At 72.5% G+C, this 22,404-nt stretch carries 21 protein-coding genes; 12 read left to right on the forward strand and 9 right to left on the reverse strand.

The window, feature by feature from the left end:
- Positions 1-16: 16 nt before the first annotated feature.
- Positions 17-715 carry an IclR family transcriptional regulator gene (locus VYL96_RS02625; RefSeq protein WP_131885840.1) on the reverse strand — a complete coding sequence of 233 codons (699 nt, stop codon included), beginning with the start codon at positions 713-715 and terminating at the stop codon, positions 17-19.
- 256 nt (positions 716-971) lie between these two features.
- On the opposite strand from VYL96_RS02625, the gene VYL96_RS02630 reads away from it, so the two are divergent.
- From VYL96_RS02630 to VYL96_RS02645, 4 genes are all read left to right on the forward strand, one after another.
- On the forward strand, positions 972-2,138 hold the full coding sequence (locus VYL96_RS02630) for an acyl-CoA dehydrogenase family protein (RefSeq protein WP_063935383.1): 1,167 nt from the start codon (positions 972-974) through the stop codon (positions 2,136-2,138).
- Between the two features lie 104 nt (positions 2,139-2,242).
- Positions 2,243-3,304: an acyl-CoA dehydrogenase family protein gene (locus tag VYL96_RS02635; protein WP_063935404.1), complete on the forward strand. Its 1,062-nt coding sequence runs from the start codon at positions 2,243-2,245 to the stop codon at positions 3,302-3,304.
- A 12-nt stretch (positions 3,305-3,316) separates the two neighbouring features.
- Positions 3,317-4,516: a CaiB/BaiF CoA transferase family protein gene (locus tag VYL96_RS02640; RefSeq protein WP_063935405.1), complete on the forward strand. Its 1,200-nt coding sequence runs from the start codon at positions 3,317-3,319 to the stop codon at positions 4,514-4,516.
- A gap of 83 nt (positions 4,517-4,599) precedes the next feature.
- A complete protein-coding gene (locus VYL96_RS02645) occupies positions 4,600-5,490 on the forward strand; it encodes a hypothetical protein (RefSeq protein WP_063935382.1) in 891 nt (296 codons plus the stop codon).
- Between the two features lie 84 nt (positions 5,491-5,574).
- On the opposite strand, the gene VYL96_RS02650 is transcribed toward VYL96_RS02645, so the two are convergent.
- Positions 5,575-6,408 (reverse strand): HNH endonuclease family protein, encoded by an 834-nt coding sequence (locus VYL96_RS02650; protein WP_061914173.1) that lies wholly within the window; start codon positions 6,406-6,408, stop codon positions 5,575-5,577.
- Between the two features lie 331 nt (positions 6,409-6,739).
- Between VYL96_RS02650 and VYL96_RS02655 the strand changes: the two genes are divergently transcribed.
- The 3 genes from VYL96_RS02655 to VYL96_RS02665 all read left to right on the forward strand — a co-directional run bounded on the left by VYL96_RS02655 (position 6,740) and on the right by VYL96_RS02665 (position 11,971).
- A complete protein-coding gene (locus tag VYL96_RS02655; protein WP_061914175.1) occupies positions 6,740-8,725 on the forward strand; it encodes a glycosyltransferase family protein in 1,986 nt (661 codons plus the stop codon).
- A gap of 128 nt (positions 8,726-8,853) precedes the next feature.
- Positions 8,854-10,941 carry a DUF6541 family protein gene (locus VYL96_RS02660; RefSeq protein WP_329438746.1) on the forward strand — a complete coding sequence of 696 codons (2,088 nt, stop codon included), beginning with the start codon at positions 8,854-8,856 and terminating at the stop codon, positions 10,939-10,941.
- Positions 10,942-11,032: 91 nt separating this feature from the next.
- A complete protein-coding gene (locus VYL96_RS02665) occupies positions 11,033-11,971 on the forward strand; it encodes an SDR family NAD(P)-dependent oxidoreductase (protein ID WP_061227505.1) in 939 nt (312 codons plus the stop codon).
- An 11-nt stretch (positions 11,972-11,982) separates the two neighbouring features.
- Here the strand turns inward: VYL96_RS02665 and VYL96_RS02670 are convergent, their stop codons facing one another.
- Genes VYL96_RS02670 through VYL96_RS02690 form a run of 5 tightly spaced genes read right to left on the reverse strand, consistent with a single transcriptional unit; the run spans position 11,983 to position 15,872 of the window.
- Entirely contained in the window at positions 11,983-12,747 is a 765-nt protein-coding gene (locus VYL96_RS02670; RefSeq protein ID WP_131885817.1) for a superantigen-like protein SSL4, read from the reverse strand.
- An 11-nt stretch (positions 12,748-12,758) separates the two neighbouring features.
- The gene (locus VYL96_RS02675) at positions 12,759-14,408 is read right to left on the reverse strand and encodes an alpha/beta hydrolase (RefSeq protein WP_165928485.1); all 1,650 of its coding nucleotides are present in this window, start codon (positions 14,406-14,408) and stop codon (positions 12,759-12,761) included.
- Complete coding sequence (locus VYL96_RS02680) at positions 14,405-14,716, reverse strand: hypothetical protein (RefSeq protein ID WP_131885818.1); 312 nt, start codon at positions 14,714-14,716, stop codon at positions 14,405-14,407. The genes VYL96_RS02675 and VYL96_RS02680 overlap by 4 nt, the downstream gene beginning before the upstream one ends.
- Positions 14,717-14,724: 8 nt before the next feature.
- Entirely contained in the window at positions 14,725-15,111 is a 387-nt protein-coding gene (locus VYL96_RS02685) for a DUF2304 domain-containing protein (RefSeq protein WP_131885819.1), read from the reverse strand.
- On the reverse strand, positions 15,108-15,872 hold the full coding sequence (locus VYL96_RS02690) for a polyprenyl-phospho-N-acetylgalactosaminyl synthase PpgS (protein ID WP_243699707.1): 765 nt from the start codon (positions 15,870-15,872) through the stop codon (positions 15,108-15,110). Before VYL96_RS02690 ends, VYL96_RS02685 begins: the two co-directional genes overlap by 4 nt.
- Positions 15,873-15,935: 63 nt before the next feature.
- Between VYL96_RS02690 and VYL96_RS02695 the strand changes: the two genes are divergently transcribed.
- From VYL96_RS02695 to VYL96_RS02705, 3 genes are read left to right on the forward strand one after another with little or no spacing between them, the layout of a single operon-like run.
- Positions 15,936-16,832 (forward strand): glycosyltransferase family 2 protein, encoded by an 897-nt coding sequence (locus VYL96_RS02695; protein WP_131885820.1) that lies wholly within the window; start codon positions 15,936-15,938, stop codon positions 16,830-16,832.
- A gap of 7 nt (positions 16,833-16,839) precedes the next feature.
- Positions 16,840-17,217, forward strand: a complete 378-nt coding sequence (locus VYL96_RS02700; protein ID WP_131885821.1) for a hypothetical protein — start codon at positions 16,840-16,842, stop codon at positions 17,215-17,217.
- Between the two features lie 28 nt (positions 17,218-17,245).
- Positions 17,246-17,596: a hypothetical protein gene (locus VYL96_RS02705; RefSeq protein ID WP_131885822.1), complete on the forward strand. Its 351-nt coding sequence runs from the start codon at positions 17,246-17,248 to the stop codon at positions 17,594-17,596.
- 85 nt (positions 17,597-17,681) lie between these two features.
- On the opposite strand, the gene VYL96_RS02710 is transcribed toward VYL96_RS02705, so the two are convergent.
- Positions 17,682-19,388 (reverse strand): WXG100 family type VII secretion target, encoded by a 1,707-nt coding sequence (locus tag VYL96_RS02710; protein ID WP_131885823.1) that lies wholly within the window; start codon positions 19,386-19,388, stop codon positions 17,682-17,684.
- A 218-nt stretch (positions 19,389-19,606) separates the two neighbouring features.
- A complete protein-coding gene (locus VYL96_RS02715) occupies positions 19,607-20,179 on the reverse strand; it encodes a DUF3558 family protein (protein ID WP_131885824.1) in 573 nt (190 codons plus the stop codon).
- Between the two features lie 572 nt (positions 20,180-20,751).
- On the opposite strand from VYL96_RS02715, the gene VYL96_RS02720 reads away from it, so the two are divergent.
- Positions 20,752-20,937 (forward strand): hypothetical protein, encoded by a 186-nt coding sequence (locus VYL96_RS02720; protein WP_131885825.1) that lies wholly within the window; start codon positions 20,752-20,754, stop codon positions 20,935-20,937.
- Between the two features lie 61 nt (positions 20,938-20,998).
- Complete coding sequence (locus tag VYL96_RS02725; protein WP_131885826.1) at positions 20,999-22,378, forward strand: HNH endonuclease signature motif containing protein; 1,380 nt, start codon at positions 20,999-21,001, stop codon at positions 22,376-22,378.
- The last annotated feature ends 26 nt before the right edge of the window (positions 22,379-22,404 follow it).

Here is a 22,404-nt window from a genome sequence, read left to right on the forward strand (position 1 = left end):
CCGCGGGCCCTCCCGGCTACCGGAGGCCCCACGAGGCCGCGTGCTCGAGGCACACGCTCGCGAGCTCGTCCTTGCGGGCGAGGATCTCGGCCCGACTGCCGATCACGCCGACCGTCGCGATGGTGCGGCCGCGCTCGCGCAGTGCGACGGAGACGCCGTCCCCGCCGTCGACGGCCACGCCGGGCGCGAGGCAGACCCCGGTATCGATCAGGTCGTCGAGAGCGGCGAGGAAACGGTCGACGTACTCGGCGTCCTCTCCGGGCCGCGAGTTGAGGTAGGCCCATACGTCCCGCCGCTCGCGGTCCGCGAGGAGTAGCCACCCGGACGAGGTCCGCAGCAGAGAGCGACGCAGTTTGTTCTCCGCGAGGTAGGCGTAGTGCGGGTCGGAGGAGACAAAGTCCACGTAGAACAGGTCGTCGCCGACATCCGTCGACAGAGTTGTCGTGAGCCCGGTCTGTGAGTGCAGCGCCTCCAGCTGCTCGTGGGACACCGAGGTGACGGGCGGGCGTCCCGCGATCACGTTGAGCAGGTACGGGGCGGTGCCGAGCGTGTAGATCCGGTTCCGCTCGTCGAGATATCCCACGGCGACCAGGCCGTTGAGGAGTCCCTGGGTGGAGCTGATGGGCGCGTCGAGGGCCTTGGCCACCGCGGTCAGCGTCATCCCCGAGCCGGAACGCGCGACGAGTTCCATGATCGCGGCGACCCTGTCGACCATCCGGTGGCGTGGTCGTTCGGTGGCCCGGCCGACGTCGCTCGCGGAATCGCCGCCCGTCGTCTCGCTCTCCGTCATGAGGTAACAGTATCCGGCCTCTCGGAAAACAGCCCAGTGATCCGTAGACACGTACCCCATTCCGTCATTGCGTAAGACTCGCGACCGTGCGATGCTGTTCCCGTGGTGCCGGTCACTACCGGCGCCGGGAATCCCCGGACCGGCGAACCCCGGTCACCGCACCCCGACCCGAGGAGCACCGATGAGGTCCGCGCTCGCCCCACCCACGACCCTGGAATCGGAGGAGATGACCGCCCTGCGGGCGGAGGTCCGCACCTTCCTCACGGACGAGATCGCGGCGGGGCGACTGACCCCGTGGATCGACACCTGGCTGACCAGGTGGGACGAGGACTTCACGCGCCGACTGGCCGAGCGTGGGTGGGTCGGGATGACGATCCCCACCGAGTACGGCGGTCGCGGTCGCACATTCCTCGAGCGCTTTGTCGTCACCGAGGAACTGCTCTCCGTGGGCGCACCCGTGGCCGCGCAGTGGGTCGCCGATCGTCAGATCGCCCCATCGCTGCTGCGTTACGGCACCGAGGAGCAGAAGCGCGAGTACCTGCCCAGGATCGCGGCGGGCGAGTGCTGCTTCGGCATCGGGATGAGCGAGCCGGACTCGGGCTCCGACCTCGCCAGCGTCCGCACGAAGGGCGTGAAGGTCGACGGCGGCTGGTCGATCACCGGAACCAAGGTGTGGACGTCCGGCGCCCAGCACGCCGAGGCGTTCATCGCCCTCTGCCGGACCGAGCCCCTCGACACCACGATCCGCCACGCGGGCCTGAGCCAGTTCATCGTCGATCTGCGCAGCGAGGGGGTGACCATCCGGCCGATCGTGTCGCTGTCGGGCGACCACCACTTCAACGAGGTGATCCTCGACGAGGTGTTCGTCCCCGACGCCATGGTGTTCGGGGCCCTCGGTAACGGGTGGGAGCAGGTCAATTCCGAGCTCGCCTTCGAACGCAGCGGCCCCGAGCGGTTCCTGTCCTCGTTCCGCCTCTTCGCCGCCGAGATCGGGGCGGTCGCGGAGGGAGCGCTGCCCGCCCGCGCGGACCTGGGTCGGTCGGTGGCGCGGATGGCCGGCCTGCACTCGCTGAGCCAGAACATCGCCGGCGCGCTCCAACGAGGTGAACCCGCCGACACCGCCGCCGCGCTGGTCAAGCTGCTCGGCACCACCACGGAGGGGGACCTCGTCGACGCGGTCTCCACCGGCCTCGGCGACGAGTTCCGGCCGGGCGACGGCGACGCGGCGGCGTCCGAGCTGGCCGACCTGCTCCGCGCCGGACTCCATCAACGCCCCGGCTTCACGCTGCGCGGCGGGACCAACGAGATTCTGCGCGGCGTGATCGCGCGGGGACTGGGGATGCGATGAGCCACGCCACCACTGATCTGCAGACCACCACCGACCAGCAGGCCGCCACATCCGACCAGCAGGCCGCGACCGCCGACCTCGCCGTCGACGAGGACCTTCTGGCCATGATGGGCGACGTCCTGGCCGAGCACTCCGGCCCGGGCATCGAGCCGGACCCCGCGGCCGTGTGGCGGACCCTGGCAGAGGTCGGCCTCGCCCGGCTCACCGCCCCCGAGACCTCAGGTGGCAGCGGTGCCGGTTGGGCCGAGGCGGCTGCCCTTCTCCGCCTGTCCGCGGCCGCGGGAGTGGCCGTTCCCTACGCCGAGACCGACCTCGTCGTCGGGCCCCTCCGCCGCGCCGCCGCGCTCGACGACACCTCCGCCGGAACGGCGACCCTCGCGGTGCTCGGCCCCGACGGACACGCACGGAGGGTCCCCTGGGCGGGTGCGACCGACACCGTCCTGTTCGTGCGACCGGCAGGAGGGGACGACGACGAGGTGGGCGGCCGCCCGGCCGGCGGGTACGAGGTGGCCGAAGTGCGGACCGGCCGGACCGGCGTCGCGGCGGCCCGAGGGGTCTCCGCGGTCCCGCTGGCCGACGTGACGCCGCCCGAGGACGTCGAGTGGACCGCCGTCGAGCCGGGCCCGGTCGAGGTCGCAGTCCTGCGGGGAGCGTTGGCGCGAGCGGTGCAGTGCCTGGGCGCCGCCGAGGGGATGCTCGACTCGGCCGTCGCGCACACCACCGAGCGGACCCAGTTCGGCCGGCCACTGGCCCGATTCCAGTCGGTGCAGAACCTCGTCGTCGACATCGCCGCGGAAACCGTCCTCGCCCGGGCGGCGGCCGATCAGGCCGTCGCCGATGCACTGGCCACCGACCTCGCCGGTCCGCTGTCCGGATTCCGGGTGGCCGTCGCGCGAAGCGTCGTCTCGCAGGCGCTCGCCGTGGCCGTCCGCAACGCACACCAGGTCCACGGCGCGATCGGGACGACCCACGAGCACACCCTGCACCGCGTGACCCTGCCCGCCCTGCAGTGGCGTGGGGAGTTCGGCTCGGCCGCCTACTGGGAGTCGCTGATCGCCGACGCGGCGGTCCGCGACGGCATGGACGGTGCGTGGCCCCTGATCGTTGAGGGCGCCCCGGTGGAGAGCCCCGCCGCCGCGTGGCTCGACCGCGTGACGGGAGCCTGAGCCGTGACCGACATGCCGCGCACCGGCGCGCTCACCGACATCCGGGTGGTGGACCTGTCCCGCGTCCTCGCCGGTCCCCTGTGCGGGCAGATGCTCGCCGACCACGGCGCCGACGTCATCAAGGTCGAGCCGCCGGACGGGGACGAGACCCGCGGATGGGGGCCGCCGTTCGTGCGGGACGACCACAGCGCCTACTTCGACGGCCTCAACCGCAACAAGCGCAACGTGAGCATCGACCTGCGCACCGAGGACGGGCAGGCTCTGCTGCGGCGGATGCTCGAGGGCGCGGACGTGGTGATCGAGAACTTCAAGGCCGGGACCCTCGAACGGTGGGGGCTGGCGGACGAGGTGATCGCCGAGCGGTTCCCGCGACTGATCCACTGCCGCATCACCGGGTACGGCGTCGACGGCCCCCTGGGCGGGGCGCCGGGCTACGACGCGGTCCTGCAGGCGCTGTCCGGCCTGATGAGCATCAACGGAGAACCCGAGGGCCCGGCGATGCGGATCGGCATCCCGCTGGTCGACATCGTCACCAGCCTCAACGCGATGAACGGGATCCTGCTGGCGCTGCACGCCCGCGAGTCGACCGGGCGCGGGCAGTTGATCGATCTAGCGTTGCTCGACAATGCCGTGTCGATCCTGCACCCGCACGCCGGGAAGTGGTTCGCGAGCGGCGAACAGCCTGTCCGGACCGGGGTCGCCCACCCGACGATCTGCCCCTACGAGACCTTCACGTGCGTGGACGGTCCCTTCTTCATCGGGGCCGGCAACGACCGCCAGTTCCGTTCCCTCGCGGCTGCGCTGGGCGCGCCCGACCTCGCCGACGACTCCCGTTTCCGCACCAACTCCGACCGGCTCGCGCACGCGGAGGAGCTCCGGGTGATCCTCGGGGATCTCGTCGGCTCGATCGGCCGTGAAGACCTCGCGGCTCGGCTCCGCGCCGCGGGAGTGCCCTCCGGGGCGGTCAACCAGGTCGGCGAGGCACTCGAGATGCCGCACGTCCTGCACCGCGAGATGGTGGTCGAGCGGGAGGGGTACCGCAGCGTCGGGATTCCGGTGAAGATGTCCGAGACGCCCGGGTCCGTCCGTTTCGGCCCACGCCCTCGCGGGGCGGATACCGACGAGGTGCTCACCGGGTTCGGGATCGGCCGGGCGGAGGTGGCCCGCCTGCGCGAGGCGGGCGTGGTGAGCGGCGGGGACGGCCGCCCCTGACGGCGCCCCTGACCCCGGCGGGACGGCGCGCCCGAACCCGCGTTCTCGGTACCCTCGGAACCAGTACCGAGAAAGGTCGTGTCGTGGAATTCCTCCTCATCGCCGCAGTGATCGCGGTGGCCGTCGCTGTGATCTCCCGCAGCCAGAACAAGGGCCAGACGCAGCTGGAGGCGCACCACAACCGTCATCTCGAGGACTACCGCGCCGAGGCGTCCCGCTGGATCGAGCGGCTCGGCGGGCAGGTCTTCAATCTCGACGGCACGGACGAGGCGTCGAAGCAGGCGATGGCCGACGCCTCCGAGCGCTACACCGCCGCCGTGGCGGAGCTGGAGAAGGCGCGCACGCCCGTGCAGGCCCAGCTGGCCAAGGACACCGCGCTGGAGGGCCTGTACTACGTGCGCGCCGCCCGTTCGGCGATGGGCCTCGACCCCGGCCCTGAGCTGCCGCCGACCCCCGGCCAGGATCGCGCCGGCCGGGTGACCGAGGACCGCGAGGTCGAGGTCGAGGGCCGCAAGTTGAAGGCCGCCACCGACCCGAGCGACGAAACCCCGCACTACTACCCGGGTGGTGTCGTGGCGGGCCGCCCGGTGCCCGCGGGCTGGTACTCGGAGCCCTGGTGGGCGTCCGCGCTGGCCACCGGCGCCTGGATGATGGGCTCGATGATGATGTTCAACATGCTGTTCGCCGGAATGGCGGGCGTCGGCTACTCCGGTGAGGATTTCGCGGCCGGGGTCGGCGAGGGCGGCGCCGACGTCGGTGACATGGGCGGCGCTGACGGCGGCGACGGCGAGGGCTTCTTCGACGGCGGCCTGTTCGGCGGCGACGGTGGCGAGGGCGGAGACGCCGGTGGTGACGGCGGTGGTTTCTTCGACGGCGGGCTCTTCGGCGGCGATGGCGGAGGGGGAGACGGCGGCGGCGGGTTCTTCGACGGGGGTCTGTTCGGCGGCGACGGCGGCGGCTTCTTCGACTTCTGAGCGGCCGGATCGATCAGCCCGGGCGGGTCGATCAGCCCGGGTGCGCCGCTCAGTAGTCCGCCCGGCCCGCCGGGCCCCCGGGCGTCAGCAGCTCGCCAGGATCCGGTCCATCGCGTCGCGCTCGGCGGCCGTCACCCACAGCCCGTAGCGCTCCTTGACCAGCACCTGCCGTGACACGTAAGAGCAGCGGAACTCGCGACGCGGCGGTAGCCATGTGGCGGTGTCGCCGTCGCCCTTCTGCTGATTGGCCCACCCCGCCACGGCCATGAGGTTCAGTGGGTCGTTGGCGAAATCGCGCCGCTGTTCCTCGGTGAGCTGCTGGGCGCCCTTCTGCCACGCGTCCGACAGCGCCACCACGTGGTCGATCTGCACCTCCGAGGAGGTGTCCTGTCCGCGCGTGAACTCGATGCGCTCCCCGGTGTACGGGCCCTCGAGGACGCCGGTGAGGACCACGCAGTCGCGGGTTCCCGGCCGGAAGGTGAGGTCCGTGAGGTCCCGCTTGAGGATGTCGTTGCGGGTGTCGCAGCCGTTGCGCCCGAATTCGACGGACACGTCGTCGGTCCAGGACTGGCCGAACAGGTCGCGGTCGTAGCCCGTCCTGGGCGCACGGCCCTTAACCTCGAGTTGCGGTAGCGCCACCTTCGCGGCGATGACCTGCGGGTCGCCCGACAGGTCCGCTGGCGGCGCGGGGTCGGCCGGCGGCGCGGGGTCGGCCGTTTTGCCCGCGTCCGGCGCGGGCGAGGCCGGTGGGATCGGCGACGACGACGAGACGGGCCCGCCCGGATCGACCTGCGAGCTCTGGGGAGTTCCGGTCGTGCCGGGAGCGCCGTCCTCGGCTTCCGCGCACCACCCGATCCCCGCCAGCATGGCCACACCGAGAACGACTGCACCGACTGCACGAGGGGTTCCGGAACTCATGCGGGGCACCCTAGCGACGGCCTCGGACATCCCCGCCCGCGGCAGGGCATCAGCAGACGCGGCTGCGCATCAGCGGGAGCGCATGCACGCGGCCCGGCCCACAGCCGCTCTCCTCCCTGGCGTCTCGCTCCCGGCGCTGGCGTCTCGCTCCCGTGGATGCGCGGGATATCCATCGTCGCTCCTCGCCATGGCGTCTGGCCTGCGCAGGGGGACGGGCGAGACGCCATGGCCGCGCGCGGCTGTGGCCGAGGCGGCGTGTGCGGACTTTCCCGGCCGACGCGCGCGGACACCGAAGACTCCGGGGCCCGGGATCCGGCTAGCCTTGCCCGCGATGCCGCCCGCGACCCCCGACCGCAGCCCCGCACCCGCCGAGACGGATCCTGCCGCCGAGACCGGTCCGTGCACCGAGTCCGCGCCCGCGCCCTCCCGCCCCGTGCTCGGCCGCCGCGCATTGCTCGTGTCCTGCGCGTTCGTGGTGCTGGCGGCCACGGGGGTGCGGCTGTGGGTCGCGGCGGCGGGCTGGTTTTACTGGGACGACCTCATCCTCCACGGCCTGGCCGCCCGGCACGCGTGGCCGGATCCGGACCTGCTGTTCACCGACCACGACGGTCACCTCATGCCCGGCGGGATGGCCCTGGTCTGGCTGTCCGCCCATCTGGCGCCGCTGGACTTCCGGATGCCGCTGCTGCAGATCGCACTGCTCCAGCTGGTCTCCGGCGCGGCGCTGGCCCGCATGCTGTGGGTGCTGCTGTCGGGGCGGACGGCCCTGCTCGTCCCGCTGACGGCGGCATTGGCGATCCCGCTGGGCCTGCCCGCCGCGACATGGTGGGCGGCGGCGCTCAACGCGCTCCCGCTCACCGCCGCGATGGCGTTGGCCGTCGCGTCGATGGCCCTCCTCGCGCGCACGGGCAGGACGCGGCACGCGGTGGGTGCGGCGATGGCCACCGCGCTGGGGCTGCTGTTCGTGGAGAAGGCCCTCATCGTCCCGGCGGTCGCGGCCGTCGTGCTGCTGGGCGGGTGGTGGACGACGAGCGGAACGCGCGCCGACCTGCTCGCACTGTGGCGGCGGACCCGCGCCGCCTGGCTCGCTCAGGCCGTGATCGTGGCGGTGTGGGCGGCGGTCTTCCTCGTCGTCGTCGGCCGTCTCGGCGGGGGCACGCTCGACCCGGACCCGAACGGGGCGGCGAGTGGCGCGGCGAGTGGCGCGACCGGCTCTGTAGGCCCGGCAGACGGGGCGGGAGGCGACGGCGCACCACTGCGGTTCGCGGCTCTGGTCGACCACGCCTACCGGCTGGCAGTCGCGCCGACGCTCGGCGGAGGGCCGTGGCGGTGGGATCGCTGGCACCCCGGTCCGCCGATGGCCGACCCGCCCCTCGCCGCGGTGATCGCCGGAGCGGCCGCGTGCGTGGCCGTGCTGGCGTGGTCGCTGACCACCCGACGCCGCACCGGCGCGATCTGGGCGGGCGCGGCGCTGTACCCGCTGGTCCCGGTGGTCCTCGTGGCGGTCGGCCGCGCCGGTCCGGACACCGCCGCGGAGATCGTCCAGACGCTGCGCTACCACTCCGAATATCCCGTCGTACTGGCCGCGGCGGCAGCCCTCGCCCTGGCGGCCCCGCGGCGTGGAACCGGGCCGGCGACCCGAGGCGGGCCGCACCGCACGCACATCGCACCGACGCGCGGCGGGTGGCCGGTCGCGGGCGCGCTCGGCCTCGTGGCGCTGCTCGCCTCGACCGCGGTCTCGACCGTCACCTACCGGCAGACCTGGGCCGAGCAGCCCGCCCGCGACTACCTCCAGCCGCTGCTCGCCGCGCTGCACGACCGCACCGAACCGCTGCTGGACAAGGACGTCCCGCCCGAGGTGCTACTGCCCGTCGCGGCCCCCGCGCACCGGCTGTCCTGGCTGCTCGTCGGTGTGTCCGGTGTGCCGGAGGTGGGGGCGTGGACCCGTGAGCCGGTGGTGATCGATACGGGCGGTATCCTCCGGCCGGCCGACGTGGTGCCCGGCCGCTCGCTCCCACAGGGCCCCGACCCGGGCTGCGGCCACCGGATCGACGCGGACGGCGCCCGGATCGAGCTGGACGGGCCGCTGATCGGGCGCGACTGGGTGGTGCGGTTGCACGTGTTCGCGGAGGCCGACGGTCACGTGTCCGTGCGCCTAGACGACGGCGAGCCCGCGGTCGTGCCCGTCGAGGCGGGCCTGGGCACGGTCTACGTGCGTCTCGTCGGCGGGGGGAGCGGACTCACCGTCTCCCCGCTCGCGGGGCTGTCGGGGCTGTGTCTGGGCAGCGGACCGGTCGGGGTGCTCGTGCCGCGCTGAGGTCTCCCGACGCGGTGGCCCATAATGGGCGGGTCGGCAAGGCGGGACACGAGACGAGCCCGCGGGCCGGGACGAGACGCTGACAGGGCGGGGAACGGAGGCAGGTCATCGACATCGCGATGGTCATGATGACCCTCACCGCGCTCCTGGTGGTGCCCGGCGTGATCGTCGGCACCGCCGCGCAGCTGCCCCTGCGGCTGTCGGTGGCCACGTCGATCCCCGTCTCCTTCGGTATCGCCGCGATCGCCGGTTACGTCTACGGCCGGATCGGCGTGCCGTGGTCGTTGGGTGGATATGTGGTCGCCACGGCCGCCACCGCCGCCGTCGTGGGTGCGGTGGGGTTGGCCATCACCGGGGTGTTGTGGATGGCGAGACGACGACGAGCGCGCCGATCCCGGCCGGCGGAGGGGCGTGGCGGTCGTCGGCGCGCGCGGTGGTGGCTGCTGCCGGGTGCGGCGGTGCTGGTCAGCGCCTGGCTGATCGGGCAGATGATCATCACGGAGCTGTCGGCGATGCCGGGCGGCACCGCGAACATCTTCCAGGGGTGGGACGCCCACTGGCACGTCAACTACATCCGCTTCATCCACGACGTGGGCCTGGCCTCGCCTGATCAGGCCGGTGCGCTGCGGTACCCGGAGAACGGCGCGACGCTGTACTACCCGAGCACGTGGCACGCGATCGCCGCGCTCGTAATGGGGTTGTGCGGCATCGGGGCGGTCGAGACGTACAACCTCGTCCAGATCGGCAGCGTCGCGCTGGTCTTCCCGCTCGGCGTGGCGGCGCTGGCGTGGCTCATCACGCACCGGTCTTTCTCTCGGCCGGTCGTGGCCACGTCTGCGGCCGTCGCCGCGATGGCCACCCCGCTGTTCCCCGGATTGCCGTTCGTCGAGGTGATGGTGGCCGCTACCCCGTCCGCCGTGGCCAACGGGATGGCCGGTCTCGGCGCCGCGGTCGTGGTGGCGGCGCTGGCGGACCGGCGGCTCATCCCCGCCGCGGCACTCGGCCTGGTCGGCATCGGCGGCGTCCACCCCTCGGCGATGGTCACCGCCGGGGCGTTCGTGCTGTTCTGGTGGCTCTTCGACGGGCTGTGGCGGCCGGTGCGCGGGCGGGTGCGCGACTTCGTGGTGCTGGCCGGCATCGGCCTGGCGGGGGTGCTGACGCTGCTGCCGCAGGTCCTCACCGTCTCGGAGGAGGCCGACGACATCTCGGCGTTCGAGTTCGAGATCGGCGCCGATCGCGCCGCGACGTGGGGCAAGGCGGTCGCCCTGCAGGTCCGGCACGTCGAGGACTGGGGCGTGCGCTGGGTGCTCCTGTCTCTCGCGGTGCTGGGGCTGCTCGTCATGCTGCGCCGCCGCGTGGTGTGGCCGCTCCTGCTGTGGGGCGGTCTGCTCGTGGTGTGCGTGAACGCCATGAGCGTCTTCGGCAACTGGACCGGCGGCGTGCTCCGAGGGATCGGCAGCATCTACTACAACGACCCCCGCCGGATCGGGGTGGTGCTCGCCGTGGTGGTGGCCGCCGCCGTCGGCGTGGGCGTGGCCGCCACCGTACAGGGCCTGGCGGGTTGGCTGGGCCGGCTCATGGACCCCGTCACCGATCCCGAGGGCCGCGGCGTGGAGCTGGCGCGGGTGGCCGTGGCGCTGGCCGCCCTGGTCGGCGTGGGCTCGTGGGTCGTCCAGGCCTCGCCCGAGTACGCCTCCGCGGCCGGCACCAGCCAGCGCTGGGGCCGCATGGTCGACCAGCACGACCTGCGTGCTTTCCAGTGGTTGTCCGAGCAACCGCAGGCCTACTCAGGACTGATCTACACGAACCCCGACGAGGGCTCCGGGTGGATGTACGCCACCCATGGCCTGCCCTCGACGGCGCGGCACTACCTGCAGCCCGGTTCCACAGCCCCGCTGACGACCTACCTGTTCTCCCGGATGGACCGGGCCGGCGAGGACCCGCGGGTCGATCAGGCGCTCGCCGACCTGGGCGTCACCTACGTGTACGTCAGCCCGCCGAACTACTGGGGGTTCCAGGGGCCCAACAAGCACCTGCTCGACCTGACGACCACGCCCGGCCTGGTCACCGTGTACGCGGATTCTCAGGTACGCATCCACGCCGTGCGCGCCGCGTTCACCGACGCCGAGCTCGCGCAGATCCTGGAGGACTCGCCGTTCCCGCCGGAGCGGCGGACCCCGCTCACCAGGGCGACGGAACTCTACGGGCCGGAGTGAGCTCGCGGGGAACCCCGCGGTCGTATCGTGAACACTGTCCTCCGACAGGGGGGAGCGGCGGCGGGGCCCGTCGCACGAGGGAGGGGAACGTATGCGTGCACTGGTGACGGGCGGGGCCGGGTTCATCGGCTCAACCCTGGTGGACAGACTGTTGGGCGAGGGCCACGACGTGACGGTGGTGGACAACCTGTCGCGGGGGCGGTTGGAGAACCTCGCGGCCGCGCGCGAGGCGGGTGACCGCTTCGTCTTCCACCAGTTGGATCTCACCGACCCGGCGATCGAGGACGTCGTCGCGGAGGCCCGGCCGGAGGTGATCTTCCACCTGGCCGCGCAGATCGACGTGCGCCTGTCGGTCGAGGACCCGGTGCACGACGCCGAGGTCAACGTGGTCGGCACTGTCCGCCTCGCGGAGGCCGCGCGCAAGGCCGGTGTGCGGCGGGTCGTCTTCACGTCCTCCGGCGGGTCGATCTACGGACCCGTCACCGAGCTTCCGGTCGCGGAGACCCGCCCGGTCGATCCGCTGAGCCCCTACGCGGCGGGCAAGGTCGCCGGTGAGATCTACCTGGAGATGTTCTCGCGGCTGTACGGCATCGAGTGGGCGGGCGTGGCGCCGGCGAACGTGTACGGGCCGCGTCAGGACCCGCACGGCGAGGCCGGCGTCGTGGCGATCTTCTCGCAGCGTCTGCTCGCCGGGCAGCCCACCCGGGTGTTCGGCGACGGTGGCAACACCCGTGACTACGTGTTCGTCGACGACGTGGTGGACGCCTTCGTGCGCGCCGCCGAGGTGCCGGCCGCCGCCGGTCTGCGGTTCAACGTCGGCACCGGGGTGGAGACCACCGACCGTGGACTGCACTCGCTGGTCGCCGAGGCCGCGGGCGCGGCCGACGATCCCGAGTACGCGCCCGCCCGCCTGGGCGATGTCGCCCGCTCGGCGCTGGACGCCGGCCGCGCGGCCGAGGTGCTGGGCTGGGTCCCTCAGGTGACGATCCGTGAGGGCGTGGCCCGCACGGTCGACTACTTCCGCGACTGATCCAAGCGGGTTTACTCGCCCCGCTCGTCGCCGTCGGCCTCGTCGGCCGGCTCGGCCGCCCCCGCCTCCTCTGTGGTCCGAGCCTCGGCCGCGTTAGCGTCGAGCGCGGCGGCTCCGACGGTGTTGGGCTGGGGGAGTACGTTCGGGCGGGGGAGGAACGGCCGCAGCAGGTCCGGGAAACCGGGCGCGGGCCGGGCACCGTCGGGCTGCCGCACCTCGAGGCCGCCCTGACCACCCTGCGCGCCACCCTCACCCTGGTCGGCCTCTCCGCCGCCTGTCTCGCCGGTGCCGGGGCCCGCGCCGGGGGCGTCCCCCGGGGCGCCCTCGGTCCCGGCGCCCCCGCCGGGGTCCGGCGCGGGCGCCGCCGGCGCGACGGGGACGGCGGGCGCAACGGGCGCGACCGGTGCCTGACGGACCGGCTGGACGGTGGCGTCCTGCCGCGCGGGGGCCGCGGTCGGCACGGTCGTCGAGGGCGCCTGCGTCGCGACGGGCGTGGAGGTCGCCTCCTCCGAGGCCGTCTCGGTGGGCGGCTCGCCGGTCTCCTCCGAGGTGGTCTCGGTGGTCGTCTCGGAAGTGGTGCTCGCGATCGGCTCAGCGGTGGGGCCGCCGGTCTGGGCGGTCTCCACCTGGGCGCGGGCCCGCTCGACGGCCTGGGCGCTGCGGTGGGAGTCGTACCAGAGGCCGGTCGTGATGAGGCCGACGGACAGGACCCCCAGGGCGCTCATCCCCACGGCGGTGAGGGACGGGCGGGTGAACCGGGTGTCGAGCGATGCCATGGGCCCCAGTATCAGACAGCCTCCGTGCGAACGCCAACACCTTCCCCCGCCGCGCGCGTCGCCGGCGGGACGATCGTCAGTCGTTCGGGCGCTTCCCAGGTGGCTTCGGCGTCGCCGTAGGGTTCGCGGTCGCGGCGCAACCAGAGGCCGGCGGCGTGCCGTCGGAGGACGGGCAGCAGCCGACCCTCGTCGCCTCGCCGGACGGCGGTGTGGCGGGCGCGGATCTCGCGTTCGCGCCACAGGGGTACCGGACCGCCGAGCATTACGGTGAGCATCGCGCGGAACGCGCCGCAGTCGCGGTCGAACACCCCGCCGTGCCCGCGGGTGCCGTAGACGGGCGTGCCGTCGGCGAAGTAGCCGGTGTCGAGGCGCACGCCGCCGTCACCGAGGTCGGAGTGCGACCACCGCCGCCGCAGCCCGAAGCGGACCTGGAGCAGCTCGACGGGGTCGCCCGGCGCGGTGAGGGTGTAGCGGAGCACCGGGCCGGGGGCGCGCCAGTCCGACGGCCCCGTCACGCCCACGCCGAGGTCGGGGGATTCGGCGTAGATGACCCGGTCGGCGCGCAGGCCCAGGCGCTCGGCGGTGCCGACGATCCGGCCGCCGTAGGAGTGGCCCACCACGGTGAGCGCGGCGCCCGGGCACTCGATCTCGATCACCCGGTCGACCTCGCGGCAGAAGTGCACCAGCCGCGGCCCCATGGTCTCGGCGTACCGCGGGTTGCCGGCGTCGGCCATGATGTCCTGCGGGAACTCGCCGTCGAGGAACGCGATCACCGCCAGTCGGCCGTCGGCGGCGTCGACGAGGTCCACGGCGACGTCGGTATTGACGTGCGACATGTCGAGATTGGTGCCGGTCCCGGGGACGTACACCGCGACCGCCTCGGTGAGCGGCCCGAGGTCGCCCACGACCTCGATCATCCGGCCACCGCGCCGCGGGGAGAAGGCGGGGAAGGAACGACGACGACGAGCGTCGCGCCGCGCCATCGTCTCCAGTCTCCCGATACGCGGGGACCACGGGGTGCCCGCCAGCTGCTCGCGGTGGAGCGCCCTGCGCACGGCCACCGCGTTGGAGCGGGCCCGCATCGGCCACGGCACGCCGTAGGTCCCGCCGACGGCCTCGGGCTCGGCGAGCGTGAGCAGTCGCCTGTCGGCGACCGGCAGGTGCTCGATCCGCGAATAGACCTCCTCGGGCTCGACGGTCGCCCAGCCGGCCACGGTCGCGGCGGTGTCGATGCCGCCGGTAGCTCTCCCGGTGGCCCTGCCGCCCTCGGCGCCCGGTTCGGCGCGCCCGCCCTCCGCGGCCCGGGCGCATCCCGCGAGTCTGGCCAGGTCGGCGAGCGCGTTGCGCCGGGCCCGGCCCAGCCGCTCGCGTTGCCGGGCGTGCTGCGGCTCGGGCAGGGGGTCCGGTCCGTCGAGGTCGTCGAAGGCGTCCTCGGCGAGTTCGACCAGACGGTAGACGCCGGCCAGTTGTTCGTCGAGGCCGCGGGTCTCGCCGTCGATCGCGTCGGCGAGGGCGTCGAGCGCGGGGGAGCGGGTCGGGGCGGTGAGCAGGGAGTCGCGGGCGGTCGCGAGGGCGTCCCGTGTCGCCACGAGGTCGGCGGCCAGCTCGAGCAGCGCGACGACCCGGGCCGGCGGCGGGTTCTCCGGCAGTGCCCCGGTCATCGGACGCCGCGGTGCGGTTGGGAGGTGGCCACCGCGCGGGCCGCCTCTCCGGCCGACGCCTCGGTCAGCGTGCCGTCCGCCAGGGCGCCCGCGAGCTCGGCCAGTCGCGCGATTCGGTCGGCGGCGGGGCCCAGGAGGGCGCGGACCTCGTCGTCGTCGCCCCTGTCGACTCCCGCGGCGTCGGATGCGCGCTCGCTACGGGCGCGGTCGAGGCGGTCGCGCGCCACCTCGAGGCGTCGCAGCAGGCGTGCGGCCTCGCCACGCACGGCCTCTTCATGCACGGCGTCGCCACGCACGGCGTCGTCCACGGGCGGGGTCAGGGCCGCAGCGGGTCGTCGTCCGCCGCCGGCTTCATCGCGCGGACGTCGACCCTGTCGTCGGGGCGCACGGCGTTCTGCAGCGCGATGGTGCGCGCCAGGCGCGAGTAGCGCAGCTCCTGCTCGCGGAACCGCACGTACGTGGAGACGGTGACGAAGGCGAAGCCCATGACCAGCGCGTAGAGCACCAGGTCGGTGCCGCGCTGCACGCCGAGGGCGTTGGCGATCACCGTGAGGTCGTCGGGGCGGATCACGGCGTAGACCATGAACACCACGAACAGGACGAACCCGATCTTCACGCCCGCCTTGGCGCGCGCCTTGCGGCGGTTGGCCAGGAAGAACGCCACCAGCGCGGCGCCGGCCAGCAGGAGCAGGACCTTGATCATCGGGGCAGTCTCCGTCCCACGAAGCCGTCGGAGAGGATGTTGATGCCGTTGAGCAGCGACTGCCCCTTGGACATGGAGTACTCGGTGTAGAGGATGTCGACCGGCTGCTCGGCGACCCGCCAGCCGTGCGAGTCCATGAGCTCGACGAACTCGCTGGCGTGGCTCATGCCGTTCATCCGCAGGTTGAGCTCCTCGGCGACGCGGCGGTTGAACACGCGCAGGCCGTTGTGGGCGTCGGTCAGGCCGAGCCGGCGGGTGCGGGGGCTGAGCAGCACGACCGTGCGCAGGACGAGCCGTTTGATGAGCGGCACCTGGTCGTCCTCGCCGCGCGGGCGGCCGAAGCGGGTGCCGACGATGATGTCGATCGGTTCGCTGCGCAGCCGCTCGACCATCGCCTGGACGTCTTTGACCTGGTGCTGGCCGTCGGCGTCGAACGTGACGAAGTACCGCGCGCCGGGCTGGGCGCGGGCGTACTCCACGCCGGTCTGGATGGCCGCGCCCTGGCCGAGGTTGACCGGGTGCCGCACCAGGTGCGCGCCCGCGCGGTGGATGGCCGCGGCCGAGTCGTCGGCCGAACCGTCGTCCACCGCCACGATGTTGGGGAACGTCTCGCGCGCGCCGGCGAGGACTTCCTCGATCACGGTGCCCTCGTTGAAGCACGGCACGATGAGCCACACATCGCGGTTTCCACCGGGGCCCGAGCCGTCCGCCCGCCCGTCCGCCGCGCCCGGCTCGCCATCCCGCACACTGTCACCCGTCATCGCGGGTCGATACTATGCGATCAGTCGGACAACCCGGTGAAGAGAAGGACGGCGGTTCCCCTGATGGCCATTGACGTGATGCTCCCGTACTACGGGGACGTCGACCACTTCAAGAAGGCCGTGGACAGTGTCCTCGCCCAGAGCTACCGGGACTTCCGCCTCGTCGTGGTGGACGACGGCTACCCGGATCCCGAGCCCGCCCGCTACATGGGCGAGATCACCGCGCGCGACGAGCGGGTCTCGTACGAGAAGAACGAGACGAACCTCGGCGCCAACGGCAACTACCGCAAGTGCGTGGACATGGTCACCGCGCCGATCGTGGTGATCATGGGCGCCGACGACGTCATGCTGCCCAACTACCTCCAGGTGGTGGCCGACGGGTTCGCCGCCGTGCCCGACGCCGCCGTCATGGAGGTGGGCGTCAGCGTCATCGACGAGCACGGCGCGCCCGTGCGCGGCCTGTCCGACTCGGTAAAGGCGTTCACCCAGCCCAAGACCCAGGGCCGCACCGTCCTGCACGGCGAGAAGCTCATGACCTCGCTCATGCACGGAAACTGGACCTACTTCCCGTCGCTGGCGTGGAACTCCGAGTGGGTCAAGCGGATCGGCTTCCGCGAGGGCTTGGACGTGGTGCAGGACCTCGCGCTGCTGGTGGACGTCATCACCGGCGGCGGCCACATGATCTACGACCCCACGCTGGCGTTCCTCTACCGCCGGCACTCCGCCTCCGACTCATCCGTCCGCGCCCTCGACGGCCGGCGGTTCGACGAGGAGGCCCGCTTCTTCGCCGGCGAGGCCGACGTGTTCGCCGCCCGCGGCTGGAAGAACGCCGAGCGGGCCGCCCGCCTGCACGTCACGTCGCGGCTCAACGCGCTGTCGCTCATCCCGACCGCGGCCAAGGCGGGCAAGCTCGCCGAGGGCGGGAAGAAGCTGCTCGGCCACACCTTCCGCAAGTTCTGACGCGGCGATGACCGGCGGCGCGGATCCGGGCGGCGAGGGTCGCCGTGGCGCCGGTCGCGATCCCGTGCGCGCGCGGTGGGGGCTGGGCCTGTCCATGTACGCCGTCGAGGCCGTGGCGGTGGGGTTCCTCGCGCTGCTCTTCGGTGGCCTGTCCGCGATGCTCGCCGACACCTGCTTCAGCGAGAGCACCGAGCTCATCTGCGAGCCGCGCTGGCAGACCATCATGGCGGCCACGCCGATCACCGCGTGGGTCGTCACCGTCGCAGCGTTCGTGGGGCTGATGTGGTGGCGTCGACGGTTCTGGCTGGTGGTGGCCGCGATGGTGGCGACCCCGGTCGTGCCGTTGGTGGCGTTCCTCGTCATGGAGGCGGTGGTGACCGCGTGAGCCGGGTGGTGGGTCCGGTGGGGCTGTTGTGATCCCGGCGTCGTGGGTGCCGCACCGGCGTGACGACGGCGAGGTGGTCGGCTGGATCGAGATGACGGTCGCCGAGCCGCTGGTCGTGCCGATCGACAGGTTGGGCCGGCCGATGGATCCGGTCGACGACTGGCACGAGGCCGAGCAGGTCCTGGAGGGGGTGGGCCTGCGGTTCCTCATGGATCGCTTCGTCATGGACGAGGGCGGCCGCGAGACCGTGGTCCGCATCGCCCATGTCTACGACGACCGTATCGTGCTGAGCACCGCCCTCACCGGTGCGATCGAGGAGGTCGGTCGCGAGATCGTGGTGCCGTTCCCGGCGCCGGCAGGTCTCCGACGCGTGGAGTGACGGGGCGGCGGCGTCCCGCGGCCGCGGACCACCTTCGCGAGCGGGTGTACTTGCTGGTTCCGGATTAGCCCTGTGTCGCGCCTCTTCAGTCCCGTGCCGCACCTCCGCCGGTGTAGTCGCGGCCGAGGGTGCGTCCGCGGTACGGCTCGGCGGCATCGTCCGTGGGCGCCGGCTCCTCGACTCGCGGGCGGCCGAGGACCGCCGGGGCGACCTTGACCGGTTCGCCGATGATGGCGGTGGTGTTGGTGGCGTTGGTCAGGTAGCTCGCGGGCGTGTGGCCGCGCCGATCACTGTTCTGGCCCGCGTTGGCCGCGCCCATCACCCCGCCCATCGGCATGGCCCCGGCCCGCCCAGCGGCCGTACCTGGCGACGACGACGAGAGCGCCCCCGCACCCGACCCCGCCGCCCCACCGGGCGCGGGACCTGCCCCGGGAGCACCCGCGGCCGGAGCGCCTCCGCCGGGGCCCGCCGCGCCGCCGGCACCGAAACCTGCCAATGTCCCGGCGCCACCCATGCGGGATGCGCCCGCACCCGCCCCGGCCGCTGCGGCGCCGCCACCGCCGAGCAGGCCGCTGGTGGAGCCGAACCCGCGATCACGGCCCCGACCGTCCCCGCTCGCACCGCCACGGATCCCGCGGATCCCGCCGGCGCCTGCCGCGCCGCCCTGCTGGCCGTTCGCCGCGGTGATCGGTGTTATCGGCGCTGCGGCCGCGGTGGTGGCCGCGTTCACCCCGCCGCCCGCACCCGGTTGCCCGGCCGCCGGCTGTCCGCCGCCCGCCTGGCCTGATCCCGGCGCGGCCGTGCCACTGCCGTCGGCTGGGCCCGTCCGCGCGGCCAGCAACGCCTGCTCGGTCGCGGCATCGCGCACCGCACCCGGCGGGCCCGTCGTCGCCCCGCCACCTCCGGCCCCGCCGGTTGCCGCGCCGCCACCCTCTCCGCCGGCGCCGCCCGTGAGCGCGGCGAGCGTGGCCGGGTTCGGCGCGGCCGGTTGCGCCGGACGCGGGATGCCCTCGGTGTTCCAGATTTTTGCCATGTCGATCCCGTCCGGACCACCTAGCGCCGTGGTGGAGACCACCCGGTAGGCGGCGGTGAAGTCCAGATCGTCGAGGTTGGCGTCCATCACCGCGGGGCTGTACTCGGTGTTGACGATGGCCCGCGCCTGCTCCTCGGCCGCCTGCCGAGCTGCCTCGACCTCGGCTTTCATCGACGGCGCCACCGGGCCGGCGAGTCGCCCGAAACCGGGCGTGCGGCTCTCGGCGAGGGTGACGTCCGCGGCCTCGGAGATGATGCGCTGGCGGGTCGTGGCGAACCCGCGCTGTGCACCGTCGGCTTTCTCCGCGACCGCGTTGAGCTGGCCGGCGAGTTCGAGGGCGGACGTGACGAGCCCACGTGCTGATTCCTGGGCGCGGTCGGCGAAGTCGCCCTGCCACGTGTGGCCGAGAACGGTGCTCAACCCGCTGTGGAGTCCGGTGGCGGCGTCCTCGAGCGCGGTCGAGACTTCGGTCATCCGCGTGGCGATGGCCGCGAACTGGTCCGCATCGAGCGCACGCGCCGCCTCGACCATCCGCTCCAGCGGCGAGGTCGACACATCCTCGGGGCCGACGCGGCCGTAGCCTCCGAACGTGGTGGTGCCGTCGGCGGCGTCGAGCAGCGCCGTAATCGATCCGAGTGATCCCGTGAGTCCGAGGCTCTGCAGCCCGGCGGGCTCCTCGGCGGCCTTGCCCAGCGCGGCGGCCACGGCTTCGTCCTGCGCCTCGATCAGCCCGCCCGCAGCGGCGAACAACATCGACATGGCTCGGCCCTGGTCGATGAATCCGGTGAGGAGCGTTCGAAGATCTTCTCCGGCGAAAAGCGAGTAGACAGTCTCAAGCTGACGGGCGGTATCGAAGGCTGCGAGGCTAGGTTTCTGTCTTGTCTGCCATTCGTCGAGCACGGCAGTCGTAAGGGTGCTGACGAAAGACTCGCAGTGGGCGGAACACGCTTGTGCAGCGCCTGGTCCCAAGTGAACGGTCATCGGAAATCTCCAGGAGGAACGATCTGGACTAGTGGGCTGCTCACCTCGTGTAGAACTTCGCACACGTCCGCGAAGCGCTTTCCTCGAAACGTCTTGAAGGTCGTGGTCAAACTGGCAGAAATAGCGACCGTGCCTCGCTCTGTGAAGAACAGATACCGACAGGTATTGGGATCATCCTCTCGATCGAGTAGTCGCAGTGCTATCCGGTCTTCAACGGGATAGCGTTCACTAGCGATAACGCCGGTTGGGTCCACTAGATAGTCGGCGTGTGACTTCCAGGTCGCGACCAGGTCCACAATCAACTCGTCAGTGCTCCAGCCACACGTCTGGAGATTTCCCGGATCGCTTTTGGTAAGGCGCGCCTCCTTGCGGATAGGGGCCCCGACGGCGCGTTCTACCGCATCAGTGGGCACATCCGCGCACGGGTCGAAAAGGGCGGGCCTCTGCTCGACCGGCAGATCCCACGGATTGCCGGATTCTTCAGCGGCGGGTGCGCTCGTCGTCGTCGGCGTCCCTTCTCCTCCGTCCGCCGAACCGCATCCCGTAGCAATCATGCCGACGGTGACCACCGCGGCCGCGACACCTCTACTTCTCCCCACAACCTGTACGACGGGCCACGGCGCGCGGCGGTTCCCTCGACCCGCCGACTTTTTCGGCAAGTCACGTCCGGGCAGTTCGGCAGCGGCAGCGTCGGGGTGGTGGGAGTTCACGGTCGATGATCTTCGCAGTCGGCGACGACCGGTGGGTGGGTCTCCGCGGCCGTCGGTGCAGGCGGCTGCCGGTCAGCCGGGTCCCGACGAACTCGGGGGAACCGCCCGGGCCGCCCGCCCGTCCTACTGGGCAGCCGAGGAAAGGAATCGTCGTGGCGAACGGTCAGACGGGAAATCACTCAACAGCGAACTGGGTCGCCACGACTGCGGTCATCCTCGCACTGGGACTGTGAGGGTCCTGGCTCGCGTGGACGACCGCGTCGCCCCTCGAGCCTCAGCCGAGGCCGAGCGAGTTACCGCAGGAGTACGTTCTGCTGGCGTGCAGCCTGCTCGGCCTCTGCGCCGCAGCGCTGATCGGCGGCTGGTTGATCAGCCGCACGCGGGTCCGCGCGCCGGGGGCGAGATCCCCGCTATTTCTCCTGACCGGTGCGGTGACCCTCTACGGGCTGATCGCCACGACGATATTCGCACTGTCGACCGCGTCGGAGTGGTCGCTGGCAGCCGTGCTCCCGCTCGGGCTCATGGTGTACTTCCACATCCACATAGCCAGGTCCGTGCGTGGGGCTGGGGCTGGCCAGGGCGACGCCGACGTGCAGGCGAGCACCGGAGCCGTCTAGTTCGACCCTGTTTACCTGCGGTGACGGGTTCGTGTCGTACCCGGATGATCTAATCGAACACATGAGCGACACGGGGACGAAGGCGGCGGGCAACGCCTCCGCGGCGGGCGGCGAGATGGCCGCCGTGCTGTCCGCGCTCGATGCGCACCTGGCCCGCGACTGGTCCCAGGTCCCGGCCTCCGAGCTGCACGCCGAAATCGTCGCGCTCGAGCAGGCCCAACGCAGGCTCCGCGCCACCCAAGCGCGCGTGATGGCCGAGGCGCGCAGAGCCGGGGCCGCCAGGCAGATGGGCTACATCAACGAACGGCAGATGCTCACCGGCGGCCTCGGCCTGGCACCCGGCGAGGCACGCGGCCGCCTCGAAGACTCCACAATCGCGAACACCGCCCGCATGGCCGCCACCGCGGCCGGGACGATCTCGGCCGGGCACCTGAAAATCATCAACACCACCCTGGCCGCGCTACCGGACGAGGTCGACGACGACGAGCGCAACCGCCTCGAAACCGAACTGATCGCCCTGGCCGCCGGACAGTGCACGACCCGCCGCCTGCAGGAGAACGCCCACCGCCTGCTGGACCAGATCGACCCCGGCCGCACCGAACGCGGCGCCGCCGAACGAGCCCGGCGCCGATCGGTCACCTGCTCCGGACAAGGCCTGGACCTCATGGCCAGGGCGTCGATGACCATGGACCCCCAACTGGCGGCCCTGATGCGCGAAGTCCACGCCCGCTGGGCCCAACCCGGACGCCTGTGGCCCGACCCTGACGAGAAGGACACCCGCACCGACGGTCAACGCATGCACGACGCCCTCGTCCACGCCCTGACCCTCGCGCTGACCACCGACGCGCGCAAGACCGGCGCCGCGGCGGCGATCGTCGTGCGCATCGACCTCGACCAGCTCGCCACCCTGGCCGGATGCGGGCAGACCGACTCCGGGATCCGCGTGCCCGTCGACCAGGCCATCGCCATGGCCGGCGGCAACCACTGGTTCCTCGCCCTGTGCGACCAGGAGATCGACCTCAAGCTCTACCGCAGTCGCCGCACCGCCTCCCGCTACCAACGCCTGGCCCTGTTCGCCGCCTACGGCGGCTGCACCCACCCCGACTGCGACCAGGACGCCAGACACTGCCAAGCCCACCACGCCGGCACACCCTGGGCCGCCGGCGGCCTGACCAACATCGACGAACTCGCCCTGACCAGCCCCGACTGCCACGCCATGATCCACGACACCGGCTGGACCACCATCCCCGACCGCACCGCACCCCAAGGCGTCCGATGGATCCCACCCACCGGCACCCCACGCGCGAGCAACCCACCCCCACCCAAACCCGGCCCACCGCCACTCGGGCCACTCGACGCACCCCTCCTGCCGTTCGCACTCCTCCACGACCTCGACACAGCAATCACCCGACACACAGGCAGCCACGAGGCCGCCGCATGACCGCGCGGGGCCGAGGGGCCACGGCG

Origin of the sequence: Dietzia maris (assembly GCF_036287335.1) — a bacterium.
Taxonomy (GTDB): Bacteria; Actinomycetota; Actinomycetes; order Mycobacteriales; family Mycobacteriaceae; genus Dietzia; species Dietzia cinnamea.

Coding starts and splice junctions, on each gene's coding strand:
- VYL96_RS02635 (WP_063935404.1), top strand. CDS start 2,243: ATGATGGGCGACGTCCTGGCCGAGCACTCCGGCCCGGGCATCGAGCCG.
- VYL96_RS02655 (WP_061914175.1), top strand. CDS start 6,740: ATGCCGCCCGCGACCCCCGACCGCAGCCCCGCACCCGCCGAGACGGAT.
- VYL96_RS02690 (WP_243699707.1), bottom strand. CDS start 15,872: ATGACGGGTGACAGTGTGCGGGATGGCGAGCCGGGCGCGGCGGACGGG.
- VYL96_RS02665 (WP_061227505.1), top strand. CDS start 11,033: ATGCGTGCACTGGTGACGGGCGGGGCCGGGTTCATCGGCTCAACCCTG.
- VYL96_RS02725 (WP_131885826.1), top strand. CDS start 20,999: ATGAGCGACACGGGGACGAAGGCGGCGGGCAACGCCTCCGCGGCGGGC.
- VYL96_RS02640 (WP_063935405.1), top strand. CDS start 3,317: ATGCCGCGCACCGGCGCGCTCACCGACATCCGGGTGGTGGACCTGTCC.
- VYL96_RS02670 (WP_131885817.1), bottom strand. CDS start 12,747: ATGGCATCGCTCGACACCCGGTTCACCCGCCCGTCCCTCACCGCCGTG.
- VYL96_RS02660 (WP_329438746.1), top strand. CDS start 8,854: ATGACCCTCACCGCGCTCCTGGTGGTGCCCGGCGTGATCGTCGGCACC.
- VYL96_RS02675 (WP_165928485.1), bottom strand. CDS start 14,408: ATGACCGGGGCACTGCCGGAGAACCCGCCGCCGGCCCGGGTCGTCGCG.
- VYL96_RS02695 (WP_131885820.1), top strand. CDS start 15,936: ATGGCCATTGACGTGATGCTCCCGTACTACGGGGACGTCGACCACTTC.
- VYL96_RS02650 (WP_061914173.1), bottom strand. CDS start 6,408: ATGAGTTCCGGAACCCCTCGTGCAGTCGGTGCAGTCGTTCTCGGTGTG.
- VYL96_RS02710 (WP_131885823.1), bottom strand. CDS start 19,388: ATGTCGATGTTGTTCGCCGCTGCGGGCGGGCTGATCGAGGCGCAGGAC.
- VYL96_RS02700 (WP_131885821.1), top strand. CDS start 16,840: ATGACCGGCGGCGCGGATCCGGGCGGCGAGGGTCGCCGTGGCGCCGGT.
- VYL96_RS02625 (WP_131885840.1), bottom strand. CDS start 715: ATGGTCGACAGGGTCGCCGCGATCATGGAACTCGTCGCGCGTTCCGGC.
- VYL96_RS02630 (WP_063935383.1), top strand. CDS start 972: ATGAGGTCCGCGCTCGCCCCACCCACGACCCTGGAATCGGAGGAGATG.
- VYL96_RS02685 (WP_131885819.1), bottom strand. CDS start 15,111: ATGATCAAGGTCCTGCTCCTGCTGGCCGGCGCCGCGCTGGTGGCGTTC.